The organism is Limosilactobacillus viscerum (assembly GCF_947387525.1).
Classification (GTDB): domain Bacteria; phylum Bacillota; class Bacilli; order Lactobacillales; family Lactobacillaceae; genus Limosilactobacillus; species Limosilactobacillus viscerum.
In genome coordinates, this window is sequence record NZ_CANDNW010000014.1 from 12,745 (window position 1) to 27,473 (window position 14,729).

Genomic DNA, 14,729 nt, shown 5'->3' on the forward strand with positions numbered 1-14,729 from the left:
CCCCATTGCTCAATTAATCTTCATCAGTTGGTTGGTCATTATCGACTGTTGTTGCGTCATCAGTTGCTGGCGTTTCATCGTCATCAGCTTCTTGAGCTTGAATCTCTTCCATTTCAGAAGCAGACTTGATATCAATCTTGTACTTCGTTAACCGGGCAGCTAACCGAGCATTTTGACCCCGCTTACCAATGGCCAGTGATAATTGGTCATCGGGAACAACAACGGTGCAGGAACGTTCTTGTTCTTCTTCGCCGTCCTCACGTTCAATGGTAATTGGGTCATTGAAGATTACATCCAGGACTTCTGCCGGGTTGAGGGCGTTAGCAATAAATTTGGCCGGGTCCTTAACGTATTCAACAATGTCCATGTTTTCACCATCAAGCTCGTTTACAATTGCTTGAACCCGTGAACCCCGTGGGCCGACACAGGTACCAACCGGATCAATATTGTCATCGTTTGAGTATACCGCAACCTTCGCCCGGTCACCGGCTTCACGTGCGATGTTTTCAATCAGGACCGTGCCATCCTTAATTTCAGGGACTTCACGTTCAAAGAGCCGCTTCAACAATTCTGGTGCCGTCCGGCTAACGTAAATTTGTGGGCCACGACGGTCATCATTAACTTTTGAAACATAAACTTGGATCCGGTCGTGAACGTGGTAGTGTTCATTTGGCATCTTGTCCCGGTAACCCATGGCACCTTCAACACCGTCGCCCAAGTCAACATAGGTAAAGCGCTTGTCTTCACGTGAAACTTCACCAGTGATAATTTCGTTTTCGTAGGTCTTATACTTATCGTAAATGATCTTCCGCTCTTCTTCACGGAGACGTTGCATTACCACTTGTTTTGCAGTTTGTGCAGCAATCCGCCCGAAGTTCCGTGGTGTAACCTCTTCTCTGATTTGGTCACCAACATCGTAACCCTGCCCATGAGGGAGCTTCCGCGCATCAGCTAAGCTCATGTATTCATTGCTGTCATCTGCAACTAACTCGTCATCATCAGTAATTGTCTTAACGGCATATACCGTAATGTTACCAGTAGTAGCATTGAACTCAACTTCAACGTTTTTATCACCGTAGTTTTGCTTGTAAGCAGACTCGAGTGCTTGTTCCAGCGCTTCGATAACCACTTCTTTTTTTATTCCCTTTTCTTTTTCTAGGTAGTCCAGGGCGCCAATCATTTCAGTATTGACTTTTGACTTGCTCACTATGAACACTCCTTTAATTAAAACTTAATTGCTAACCGTGCTTTGGCAACCTTGCTGCGGTCAATTACCACTTGCCGGTGACGGGTCTTATCCAAGTAATCCAGCGTTAATTCCTTATCAGTCAGCTTTGTTAACGTTCCTTCGTAAACCTTCCGTCCATCAATTTGTTGGTAAAGGGAAACATGGATGTAGTCGTTAACTGCCCGCTGATAGTCTGCTTCATTCTTTAATGGCCGTTCTGCACCAGGAGATGAAACTTCTAAGAAATATGCCTGTGGAATTGGGTCCGGTTCAACATTATCTAATGCTTCACTCAGCTGGTCGCTTACGGTTGCACAGTCTTCGAGGGTGATCCCCCCATCCTTGTCAATATATACCCGCAGGTACCAACTTTTCCCCTCCTTGACAAATTCAATGTCATATAGGTAGAAATTATGTTCGTCGAGAATTGGATTGACCAAATCTGTGACGGTCTCAGTAACAGTACTCACATTGTCACCTCCATTATTTGCAATAAAAAGAGCGAGCATCTCTGCTCACTCCCACGAGTTATTTACCATTAGTAATTGTAGCATGTTAGCTGGCGAAACACAAGCTCGATCGCTCTTAACCGACGATTTGGCGCGTCGCTAATGCTAGTTGCTGGATTAAGTTCCTGCAAGTATCAAACGAAGGATTCTTCGTATAAACTGCAATTGTGTACTTACCCGGAATGTAGCCAATACTGCTTACATTCCATGCATCGGTTTCGTTCCAACCATCCTTAATATAAAATTTATTGCTACCAGCAGAGATTCCCCAGTTTTGGCTTGGCGTGACACGAGCCATTAAGTACTGAACCGTCTGCTGTCCCTGCTTATTAAGATAAGTTGAAGCTGGATTTAAGAAAACTTCATGCAAAATTCTAAGTTGGTCAGCAGCCGTCGTCGTAGTAAGGCCCCACCGTCCTGAACAGTAAGTTGAGGTCAAACCCAGTTCGTTATACAGCTGGTTTAGGCCATTCATTCCACCAATCTCATTGAAAAGTTCAGCTGCCGCATTGTTATCACTAACTTCAATCATCCTTGTTGCAGTTGCCATCTGGGCAGGGTTTAAATTGCCACCTTGATTGTGAAGAAGCTTTGTTAGTGTCCCCACTTTAGCTGTTGATGCCATAACAAAGGTTTGTCCCGGAACATTAGTAAAGTTAACAACCTCACCAGTATTAGCCATTTGGACTGCGATAGAAACCGGCGTAGCGTAACTATTAGCGATTTGTTGCCAACGGTTGATCAATCGTTGTGAATAGGCATTGATATCAACAGGATTCGACCAGAAATCAACGTAGTTACCATTGCCATCCTGCCCATCAGTAATCCGATGAATAATCCGGACTACCTGGTGCTGAAGCTGATTTGGGATATTAAAGCCAAGTTTAAAACCTGCTTGGCCAGCATTTAAAATATATGCACGATTATTTGCCAGGTCTGGCCGGGAATTATTGATATCAAGCACCTGCTGACGGTATAGCTCATGGCCATCCTGGCCGATAAAAATCAGCCACTGGTATGGCTTATTAGCTGATTGATCGCTGGCGTGCCAACCACTAACGTAAATCGAATTAGAACTAACATTAATTTGGTCAAAAGCCCCATCATTTGAACCGTATTGCTCGTTGAGGAGGTCAACATAATTAGTATTGCCATCTTGACTAGCGGCAAAGCGAAGAATTACGCTCATCGTTCCGTTAATCGCACTCGGATTAAATTTAACTAGCTGTGAAAAGCCACTATTTTGACTGTTGTAAATTTGTGCAGATTGTTTAGCAACATCTGGCCGCGCAAACAGGCTCAGTTTAGACCGCCTAATTTCCCGACCATTATTAAGCACAATCACAAACGCATTGGGTTTATTGATTGCCTGGTCGCTTGCCATCCAGCCGGCCACCTGAAGTCCGTTAGCCGTCATCTTAACTGAATCAAGCCAAGTTCCCTGTTGGTTAAACGTAAATGGCCGCATCCAGTAATCGACACACTGACCGTTTGAACCATTTCCCTGACTACTGGTGGAATAACGACTGACAACTGCATAAGTATGACCAGCCACCAACTGTACTTTGCTCAAGTCAAAGTGGCCAGTAAAACCGGATTGGCCAGCAGTTTTAATTGCCGGAAAGGCTTTGGCAACATCAGGACGATTAACCTTACTTGCCAGAATTTGACCAACTTGGCGGTTGCTAGTCTGGTCATAGAGAATTAAGAAGTGATGATTTGCTAACTGGGAAAGGTCAGTTGCATGCCAGCCATTAACTATTAATTCTTGACCACCAGCTAGATTATAGCTGTCAAGGTTCCCCTGGTTAGCCTCGTTACCACTAGTAATGGGATTAAACCAGTAATCAATGTAATTGCTATTACCATCCGCCGCGGCAGAATAACGGCTAATGACTTGAAGTTGGTGTGACAAGTTAAGGTTGGCAAGTGAGAAATTAGCCTTAAATCCCGTTTCACCAGCACCATCAATACCAGGAAAAGTCCTTGCAACATCGGGGCGCGAAACTTGATTTTGAATTAGGTAGCGACCAACTTCACGACCATTTGCCGTCCGGTCAATTACGATTACGTAGTGGTAAGGCTTATTTGCCGCCAGGTTAGTTGCGTGCCAGCCAGAAATCACCAATTGGTTATTTGCAACCGTTACATCGTCAATGTTTGCCCGGTTACTGCGGTCAACCGTAATTGGTGCAAACCAGTAATCAATAGCATTCCCGTTACCATGTGCATCATCAGTATAGCGACTAATAATTTGTACTTGGTTAAGGTTAGCAATTTGCTGGCCTAAGTTAAATTTGGTTTTAAAGCCGGATTGGTCAGCACCGTAAACGTTGTGGGCCCTTTGAACATCCGGCCGGCTTACTGGAGTTGCGGTAACATCAGCACGACTAATTTCCCGGCTATTTGTTTTATCATAAGCAATGATGTAGTGGTACCGCCGAGCTTGTGAAGCATTGGTTGCGTGCCAACCGCTAACACTCAGGTTTCCTTTGCCATCAACCTGTGCACTATCAAGATTAGCATAGTTCCCCTGGTCGTTTTGATTATAAGTAGGAGCCTGCTGTAGTCGGTCGCTAGACTGAACTAATGCAACTGGTGCATTAGTCGTGGCGGCCTGACCATTAACCTGGCTTAACCATAGCACAAAACCACAGCTGGTCATTGCTAAACAACTCGCAGCGACTCTCTTCGCCTTATCAAAATTAATAACCATTTTATTTCCCCCAAAAGTTAACTTTACTGACTAGTTTCGTGCCTGGTCCGCGAGCCGGTAGACTACCGTATGATCGCGACCATGAATTTGCCAGTATTGACCATAGTTAAGTTCTTGAATAGCCGTCCCCGGTTGTCCCTTCGTGAGGTAGCTAGTTGAAATAACCATTGGATTATCAGAAGTCCCGCTGGCAACCACTACATGGTTATAATCACGACCATACCAAAAAATAATATCCCCATATTGTGGCGTAATTAGATCATACCCATTGTAAACTTGCCGGTAGCCATTCGCTAAAAGGTAGCCCGGCAAGGTATTGGTGTTATAAACTGCCTGCGGGTATGAACCACCAGCACTATAGACTGCTGCCGTCATTGAACCAGAGCAATCAGCAGTACCAGCACTACCATTTCGTGAACCACTTTGCGAATAAGTTAATTTTCCTTCTCGACTGACAAACCAGTTGATAATCCGGGTTGAGAAGTTGCCATTTACCAAGCGACCATTACCATCAAAGTAGACCCCATCAACGGATGCATTCTTGGTCATTTGATGTGAATGAGCGTCAAAATGGTAGGTATTTCCGTTAAGGCGAACAACCCCCACTGCCAGTTGACCATTAGGTTGTAAATAATAGGTACTTGAATAGTCAGAATACTGGCCATTTCCGTTCGGATCATTACTGAAGCGGTGAATTAATGTAAACATATGCCCATTCATCCCACTTGGAATCGTCAAAGTAGCAGAAAAGCCGGCCTTCCCGCTATTGTAAATATAAGATCGATTTTGAGCCAAGTCGGACCGTGACTGATTGCCAGTTACCTTCCAGCGACCAAGTTCATGCCTATTTTGATCAACCACAATTAAGTATTGGTAAGGCATCGTAAGACTCTGGTCGCTAGCGTGCCAACCACTAACCGTTAATTGCCGGCCATTCGACTGAACGGTGTCAAAGAATCCGTCGTTAGTTGCGTAATTACTACTTATTTGATCAATTGTGTTCTGGTTTCCAGCATCATCACTAGCGAGCCGGAGCAGTACCTGAACATTACCCGTTAACCGTGTTGGATCTAGCCGGACTAACGTGCTAAAGCCACTATTTGCACTGTTATATATTTGTGGGTAAACCCGTGCAACATCTGGCCGATTAACCCACTTAATTGGGCAGCGACTTACCTCTTTGCCGTTATCCAAAATAATCACAAACGGGTGTTGGTGGTTAAGTAAGTAGTCACTGGCAAGCCAGCCAGTAACCTGAACACCATCTTTAGTCGTTGTAACACTATCAATGTTATTGGCCTGCTGGTTAAGAGTGAACGGTGCCAGCCAGCAATCAGTTAACTGTCCTTGGCTACCATTTCCATTACTACTGGTCGAATAACGACTTACAACAGCCAGCCGATGACCAGGAACCAGGTTTAGTGTAGCTAGATCAAATTGACCACTAAAGCCCGCGTTCTGGGAGCCATTCACGTTTGGAAGGGCTTTAGCAACATCTGGCCTGATCACTGGTGTCGCCATTGTGACACCCACTTGTCTCCCCGCAGTTTCATCATAAAGAATCAAAAAGTGGTTATTTTCAAAATTACTTATGTTAGTCGCGTGCCAACCAGTAACCGTCAAATAATGACCATCAGCAATACTATAGCCATCAAAGTTCCCCTGGTTAACAGTACTGCCACTGGTAAGCGGATTGAACCAGTAGTCTACATAGTTGCTATTGCCATCTGCAGAGGCTGAATAACGACTAAGAACCTGGAGCTGGTGACTAAAGTTTAGCCCGGCAATCGGTAAGTCGACGTTAAAACCGGATTGGCCAGCACCATCAATTCCATCAAAGGCTCTCGCAACATCTGGACGGGCAACCTCATTTTTAACAAGTACCCGGCAAACCTCGTGACCATTAGCAGTCCGGTCAACAACAATAATGTAGTGGTATGGTTTATTAGCAGCTAAATTAGTGGCATGCCAGCCCGTAAGTTCCAGCTGGTTGTCTTTAACCACTGCTCCGTCTAAATTAGCACGATTGGACCGGTTAACCGTAAACGGTGCGAACCAGTAATCAATGCTATTTCCGTTACCAGCCTGGTCATCTGTGTAGCGGCTAATAATCCGTACTTGGTTGAGGTTGGCTAGTTGTTTTTCTAAATGAAAACTAGTCTTAAAGCCCGAGTTTGCTGCCCCATAAACAGGGTGAACTTTAGCAACATCGGGTCGACTAACTTCATTATTAGTAATATCTTTGCGAGCGATTTCACAGTTATTACTTACATCGTAGGCAATAATGTAATGGTATTGACGTCCCTGAGAAGCGTTAGTGGCGTGCCAGCCAGCGACATTCAAATTTCCATTATCATCTACCTGCTCTTGGTCAAGGCAGGCATAGTTACCATGATCTTGTGAATCAACTAGGGATTGGTCCGTACCCCCCCCCCTATAGGATTTTTAACAGCTTGACTAGCTACAAACTGCGTGGTAGTTGAGCTTTCAGGCTGTCTTGCATTTAATTGGTCAGCTTGAATTCCGGATTGGTTTACCCACAAGAAAAAGGCACAGCTACTCATTGCCAAGCAACCCGCAGCGATCATTTTAGCGTGATTAAAATCAATAATCATCGTTACACTCCCCCAGAAAAAATTTATACATTACAATTTTAATACCTTTTCCGCTATCAAAACGGTATTTTCTGCCAACGAACTTTTTTTCATTTAAGAGAACGACATAACGAACGTTTCCAGGAAGATAGTTAACACTATTCCCTATTTTATTTAAAAAGGAAAAGGCTGAGCCTGTTGCTCAGCCTTTTTAGTATTGATATAAAGATTAGTTAGTTATTAAAACAAACTCAACTGGTTCTCGTCAGGCAGCTGATCGATCACATGATTTTCGGTCATGAAGTCAATCAGTGTCTGTGAAACCTTGCCCCGTTCAGCTAAGTCTTCCTTGGAAAGGAATGGCCGTTCTTCACGAGCTGCCACGATCTGCTTGGCCACACTCAAGCCAAGTCCAGGGATCGCCCGGAATGGTGCAATTAATGAATCGCCATCAATCAGCCAGTTAGAGGCATCGGACCGTTCAAGGTCAACCATCTTAAACTTAAAGCCCCGCTCCAGCATTTCATTTGCCAACTCAAGGATCGTTAACAAGCTCTTTTCCTTCGCACTGGCGTCGTTACCCTTATCGTTGATTTCCTTCATCCGCGCCTTCACGGCTTCCTTCCCGTGTGCCATGGCAACAACATCGAAATCGTCTGCCCGCACGGAGAAGAATGCACAGTAGTAAACCAATGGGAAGTAAACCTTAAAGTAAGCAATCCGGAGAGCCATTAAAACATAGGCCGCCGCGTGTGCTCGTGGGAACATGTACTTGATCTTTAAACAGGAATCCATGTACCACTGCGGCACATTAGCCTCCCGCATCTTCTTTTGCCAGTCATCCGGAATTCCCCGGCCATGCCGGACAGATTCCATTACCTGGAAAGAGGTTTCCGAATCAAGCCCATAGTGGATCAAGTCGGTCATGATGTTATCACGACAACCGATCACATTGGCAATCGTCGCCGTTCCTTCCTTAATCAGCTCCTGGGCATTATCCAACCACACACCAGTCCCGTGGGAAAGTCCTGAAATTTGAAGCAGCTGTGAATAATTCTTCGGGTGGGTATCATTTAACATCCCCCGCACAAAACGGGTACCGAACTCCGGCAAGCCAAGAGTACCAGTCTTACTCTGGATCTGCTCCTCTGTTACGCCTAATACCTTAGGACTTGAGAAGAGCGCCATCACACCTGGATCATTCATTGGGATCGTCTTTGGGTTGATCCCAGAAAGGTCCTGAAGGGCACGAATCATCGTTGGGTCATCATGTCCCAGAATATCCATCTTCAGGATATTATCGTGGATGGAGTGGAAATCAAAGTGGGTGGTTTCCCAGGCAGCATTTTGGTCATCTGCCGGATACTGAACCGGTGTAAAGTCATAAATGTCCATGTCATCCGGCACAATGATAATTCCGGCCGGGTGCTGACCAGTCGTCCGCTTAACTCCAGTCGCTCCTTTCGATAAGCGGTCTTCCTCGGCACCACGGAACTGGACGTCATTATCTCGTTCATAGGCTTTCACGTAACCATAAGCAGTCTTATCGGCAACCGTACCAATCGTGCCGGCACGGAATACGTTCTTTTCACCGAACAAAACCTTCATGTAGTTATGAGCAATCGGCTGGTAGTCACCAGAGAAGTTCAAATCAATATCTGGAACCTTGTTCCCCTTAAACCCTAAGAAGGTTTGGAACGGGATATCGTGACCATCTTTAACCAAGAGGGTTCCGCACTTTGGACACTTCTTTTCTGGCAAATCAAAGCCCGAACTGTATTCACCCTTAGTATAGAAGTGAGTGTATTGACACTTTGGACACCGGTAATGTGGTGGTAAGGGGTTAACTTCCGTAATCCCTGAAAGGGTAGCTACCACACTTGAGCCAACCGAACCACGGGACCCAACCAGGTACCCATCCTTGTTTGACTTTGCTACCAGTCGTTGGGCAATCAGGTAGATAACTGAGAACCCGTTCTTAACGATACTGTTAAGCTCCAGTTCAACCCGGTCCTTAACCAGCTTCGGCAATGGGTCACCGTACCAGGCCTTGGCAGTATGCCATGTCCGGTCCTGGATTTCCTGCTCTGCTCCCTTCATGTGGGGAGTATACAACTTATCCTTAACTGGCCGGATGCCATCATCGACCATGTCCGCAATCTGGTGAGTATTATCAACCACAATCTTTTTGGCAACATCTTCGCCAAGCAAGTCGGTAAACTCCGCCATCATCTCATCAGTCGTCCGGAAATGAACGTCAGGGCGCTTTGTCCGGTTCAGCGGGTTGGCTCCCCCCTGGGAATTAATCAGAATTTGCCGGTAAATCCCATCATGTGACTCCAAGTAGTGAACATCTCCCGTTGCCACAACGGGTTTCCTCAGCTCATCACCCAGCTTGACCATGTTCTTTAAAATATCATCAAGGTGAGCCCGATCCGCAATCACGTGAGTCTCCAATAACGGTGCATAATTGGCCCGTGGTTGAACCTCAATAAAGTCATAATAGCGTGCCTTCCGCAGAGCTTCGGGGTAACCCTTTTCCATCATTGCGGTAAAGACTTCGCCAGATGAGCAGGCAGTTCCCAGCAGTATTCCTTCTCGATACTTCGTCAAAACCGTCCGTGGGATCCGCGGTACCCGGTGGAAGTATTTAACATTGGAGAAAGAAACCAGCTTGAACAGGTTCTTTAACCCCGCCTGAGTTTGCGCAATCAACGTGACGTGGAACGGCCGGGCATGCTTATACGCATCATTTTCGGCCATGTGCTTATTTAGGTCATCAACATAGCGCACATCATACCGCTTTTCGGCGTCCTTCAAAAACTTATAAAGGAGGTGGCCGGTTGCTTCAGCATCATAATTTGCCCGGTGGTGGTGTTCAAGGGCCACCTTGAACTTCTTACTCAGCGTATTAAGCCGGTAACCACGCATGTCAGGATAAAGGAAACGAGCCAATGGTAAGTTATCAATCACTGGTTCAGTAATTTCTTCCATGTGGTGACGACGGTAACCAGTATTCATGAACCCCATATCAAAGGAAACGTTGTGCCCCGCAATGATTGTCCCCTGGCAGAATTCCTTAAACATCTTAAATACTTCTTCCTCGGTCTTTGAACCTCGGACCATGTCATCAGTAATCGACGTCAGGTTCGTCGTCTGCTCCGACAGCGGGAAGCCAGGATCAATAAACTCATCAAACCGTTCTAAGACGTTACCGTCTTTCATCTTTACCGCTGACAGCTCGATCACCTTATCATAAATGGCTGACAACCCGGTTGTTTCCACGTCAAAGACCACGTATGTATTGTCCATTAATACATCGTGGTTTTCGTTGTAAACCAGTGGGATTCCGTCATCAACCACGTTTGCTTCCATTCCGTAGAGCATCTTAATGCCAAACTTCTTGCTAGCCTTAAATGCTTCCGGGAAGGCCTGCACATTGCCATGGTCTGTGACCGCAATCGCCGGTTGACCCCACTTGCTGGCCTGGCCAGCTAATTCGGTAATTGAGTTAGTGGCATCCATCTGGCTCATCTCTGTATGGGTGTGTAGTTCAATCCGCTTTTCGCCTTCTGGAGCCTTATCCTGGCGTTCCTGGTGAGAAACCTGGTTAATATCGTAGGCGTTGATTACCAGGTCGTGCATCCACGTATCTTCTTGGACCGGGCCACGAACCTTCAGCCAAATTCCCGGCTTGATATTAGCAAATTGAGCTTCATCATCGGTGTTGCGGGAAAACTTCTTAACAGCAAATGACGAAGTATAATCAGTGATTTCAAACGTAAGTAGTTGCCGACCAGACCGCAGTTCACGGACTTCCGCATTAAATACGTAGCCTTCAACCACTACGTTCCGTTCTTCGCCTTGAATATCCTTCATTTGGGTAACTTCTTGTTTTTCGTTAATTACTCGTCCTAATTGAGCTGGTCCATCTGCTGCCGCAACTGGTGCCGACTTTTTCTTTGTTGAATTTTTCTTCTTAATCTGTGCCATTGCTTTAGCTGCTAGCGCTGCATCAGCGGCCTCATGCTTCTCCCGTAATTCCTTGATCTTAGCCTGCGAGGCAGACTGGTCAACAAAAGGATGGATTTTGAACCGCGGAAAGCCCAGCAATTGATATTCATTTTCAATCACTGCTAGTGCCTTTTTCGTGAGCAGGTCCTTCAAGATATCATTTTCAACCACTACCGTTACCCGGCCGTCATGGACCTCCGGAGTGGTATTTAAGCATGCCTGCTGTAACATCGGTGAATCGACCGCACTCCGCTTAATAATGTATTCCCAGTAGTCGGCTACCAGGTCCGGATCAACTTCCGTCGTCGGGCTGCTAATCTGCACACTGACACCAGCAATATCCTTAAACCCTACCTGGATTGCCTGGTAAAATTCCTTAAACAATTGAAGCGGGAGTGGCCGCCGTAGTATTAAGTGAAACTCCCACTGGCGGCTTTCCTTATGGACAACCACCGACTGGATAGCTGCCCCCTTAAAGGCCGGGTTGCCCTTTTCTGGGAAATGAACTTGTTCAAGCAATTTCTCAAATAGCTCTTGTCGATTTAAAGCCACTTTTAATCGGTCCTCCTACTTAAAAAATGTGACGCCCCGATTTTAAATGTTCTTCGCGTCACATTTTATATTATTCATTATCGTCAGTTGAATTACTTAATTGCTTCAGCAAGATACCAACCGTGTTAACAAGTTCTTCTTGCTTAACTTCGATGGTTTCACCGGTCTTCCGGATCTTAACTTCAACAATTCCGTCAGCGGCCTTCTTACCAATCGTTACCCGCAGTGGAATCCCAATCAGGTCAGAATCCGCAAACTTGACACCAGCCCGCTCTTTCCGGTCATCAACCAGAACTTCGTAGCCAGCATCGGTCAACTTTTGTTCAAGCTCATCGGCCATCTTCATCTGGTCTTCCTTCTTGGCATTAACCGGAATGACGTGGACATCAAACGGTGCAATACTATCTGGCCAAACCAGACCATTTTCATCAGCGTTTTGTTCCGCAACCGCTGACAGCAGCCGGGTAACACCGATACCGTAGCATCCCATAATCATGTCTACCAGACGGCCATTCTTATCAAGTACCTTTGCACCCAGCTTTTCTGAGTAACCAGTACCCAGCTTAAAGATGTGACCGATTTCGATTCCGTTAGTAAACTTGATTGGGTTACCATCAGGCGCAATTTCGCCTTCTTGGACATTCCGGAAGTCGCCAAACTGGTCAACCCGGAAGTCACGGTCAATATTAGCGTTGATGTAGTGGTAACCATCATCATTGGCACCACATGCCATGTTAACCAGAACCTTAACGTAGTTATCAGCTAAGATCTTAACATCTTCACCGACACCAACTGGTCCTAGTGAACCAGGGTGGGCACCAAGGTACTTCATCGTATCTTCTTCAGATGCTAATTCGAGTTCTTCACAGTCGATTGCGTTAGTAACCTTTGTTTCATTAACTTCGTCATTACCACGCATCAGAACCATTACTGGTTGATAATTGTCCTCGCCCATCTTGGCCATGAAGAACATCGACTTGATCACTTGGCTCGGGTCCATCTTAAGGCATTCAGCTGCTTCATCAACCGTATGTTTACCAGCAGTAGAAACCTTTTCCAGCTTTGCAGGTTCGGCGGTTTGTTGAACACCAGTAAACTTAGATGAAGCCTTTTCGATGTTGGCTGCGTAACCACCATCGGTATAAACAATTACGTCTTCACCAACTTCAGCCGGTGCTGAGAATTCCTGTGAATTATCACCACCAATGGTACCGGAGTCTGCCAGGATAATCTTGTAGTCTAATCCAATCCGGTCAAAGATATTCCGGTAAGCCTTTGCTTGATCGTTATATGCCTCGTCAAGACCTTCTTGGTCAGCCGAGAAGGAATAGCCGTCATACATTGAAAATTCCTTACCACGAAGAACACCGTAACGTGGACGACCCTCATCACGGAACTTATCAGTTATTTGGTAAACAACCAATGGCAACTTCTTGTAAGACTTAATGCTGTCCCGCAGGATTGCCGTAATTGGTTCTTCATCAGTTGGCCCTAATACAAACCCACGATCATTGCGGTCACTAAACTTGTACAGGTTGTCACCATAGGCCTCATACCGACCAGTTTGTTGCCACAATTCAGCTGGCAGCATAGCTGGAATTTCCATCTCGTAAGCATTAACCTTATCCATCTCTTCACGGATAATGTTTTCAACCTTCCGGATAACCCGGTAAGCCATTGGCAAGTAGGACCAAACACCGGCCGAAAGCTGGTAAATGTAACCGGCCCGTGCCATCATAATATGACTGAGTGCTTCCGCATCGCTTGGCGCTTCCTTTTTAGTAGGAATTAACATCTTTGACTGCTTCATAATATTTCTCCTTTACTACCCCGTTACCGGATGAAATAACGTTGAATATCATTCCAGGTAACCAAAATCATCAGTACCAATAGTATCATAAACCCGATCATTGTCACAATTCCTTCCGCCTTTTCTGGAATTGGCCGGCGGATAATCGCCTCAATGATGTTTAAGAGGAGCTTTCCCCCATCTAGTGCCGGAATTGGCAACAAGTTAACAATCCCCAGGTTAATCGACAACAATGCCAAAAAGTTCAATACCCCGTTAAAGCCTAGTGCCGTTGCCTGCGAAGTACCAGCATAAATTGCTACTGGACCACCGAGGTCGTTCAAACTAAAGCCATGGGTAAACATATGACCGAGAACCGCAAATATCAGCGTTCCTGCTTGGACAAACTGCTGCCAGCCAAACAATAAGCGGTCCCTGATCCCCGTTCGTTGCTGTTCAAGGATCCCGATTTGGCCAACTTTTTGTTTCCCCTGTTTAACCGTCTTCGGTGTAAGGGCAACCGTCCGCGAATGCCCATCACGGGAATAAGTAACCTTGACCTTTTGTCCCGGCTTATCAGAAAGGTTCATTGAGAGGTCAGTCCAATTACTAATCTTGGTATTGTTTACCTTGGTAATCCGGTCCCCAGCTTTTAAACCTGCTTGAGCAGCAACTGAGCCAGAATTAACCTTTCCAATTTGGTTACTGTTTGTCGGTACACCTGCTAGTGTAAAACCAAGGATAATGAAAACAACTAGTGAAAGAATGAAGTTATTCATCGGCCCAGCAAAGTTAGTCATCATCCGTGCGGGGAGACTAGCCGACCGGAACTGCACATCCCGCGGTGCAATCTGAACCTGCGTCCCATCGCGTTCAATTACTACCGCATCATGGTTAACCGAGTACACCTTTACTTCACTCTCATCACCATTTACGTACCCTTTAATCCACAAGTCATCAGTTAAATCTGTGTCGACCAACTGCATTGGGATCCCCTGAAAAAGGGTTGATTTTGAACTAGTATTAATCGTTACTACTTCATCATCGTCATTTAATTGAAGTGTGACGGGTGTCCCTGGCCGCAATTCTTCCTCATCTTCGTCATCATTGCCTGCCAGACGGACATAGCCCCCTACTGGTAAAATACGAACCGTATAAGTCGTCCCATTTTTTCTTTTCCACCAGATTTTGGGACCCATCCCGATTGAAAATTCACGGACCAGAATACCAGCCCGTTTAGCAAAGAAATAATGCCCGTATTCATGGACCAGGACCAAAATCCCAAAGACCAGAATAAAGGTAATAATTGTTACTATCACAGAATCCC

8 protein-coding genes are annotated in these 14,729 nt (G+C 45.7%); all 8 read right to left on the reverse strand.

The window, feature by feature from the left end; translation table 11 throughout:
- Positions 1-13: 13 nt before the first annotated feature.
- Positions 14-1,207, reverse strand: a complete 1,194-nt coding sequence (nusA, locus tag QOS07_RS05405) for a transcription termination factor NusA (protein WP_283587962.1) — start codon at positions 1,205-1,207, stop codon at positions 14-16.
- A gap of 17 nt (positions 1,208-1,224) precedes the next feature.
- Positions 1,225-1,698: a ribosome maturation factor RimP gene (rimP, locus tag QOS07_RS05410; RefSeq protein ID WP_283587963.1), complete on the reverse strand. Its 474-nt coding sequence runs from the start codon at positions 1,696-1,698 to the stop codon at positions 1,225-1,227.
- Positions 1,699-1,813: 115 nt separating this feature from the next.
- Complete coding sequence (locus tag QOS07_RS05415) at positions 1,814-4,453, reverse strand: serine hydrolase (RefSeq protein WP_283587964.1); 2,640 nt, start codon at positions 4,451-4,453, stop codon at positions 1,814-1,816.
- 30 nt (positions 4,454-4,483) lie between these two features.
- Positions 4,484-6,796, reverse strand: a complete 2,313-nt coding sequence (locus QOS07_RS05420; RefSeq protein WP_283587965.1) for a peptidoglycan amidohydrolase family protein — start codon at positions 6,794-6,796, stop codon at positions 4,484-4,486.
- Positions 6,797-6,861: 65 nt separating this feature from the next.
- Positions 6,862-7,068: a hypothetical protein gene (locus tag QOS07_RS05425; protein WP_283587966.1), complete on the reverse strand. Its 207-nt coding sequence runs from the start codon at positions 7,066-7,068 to the stop codon at positions 6,862-6,864.
- 219 nt (positions 7,069-7,287) lie between these two features.
- A complete protein-coding gene (locus QOS07_RS05430) occupies positions 7,288-11,613 on the reverse strand; it encodes a PolC-type DNA polymerase III (RefSeq protein WP_283587967.1) in 4,326 nt (1,441 codons plus the stop codon).
- A 70-nt stretch (positions 11,614-11,683) separates the two neighbouring features.
- Positions 11,684-13,423 (reverse strand): proline--tRNA ligase, encoded by a 1,740-nt coding sequence (locus tag QOS07_RS05435; protein WP_283587968.1) that lies wholly within the window; start codon positions 13,421-13,423, stop codon positions 11,684-11,686.
- Between the two features lie 23 nt (positions 13,424-13,446).
- A complete protein-coding gene (rseP, locus tag QOS07_RS05440; RefSeq protein WP_283587969.1) occupies positions 13,447-14,721 on the reverse strand; it encodes an RIP metalloprotease RseP in 1,275 nt (424 codons plus the stop codon).
- Positions 14,722-14,729: the final 8 nt, after the last annotated feature.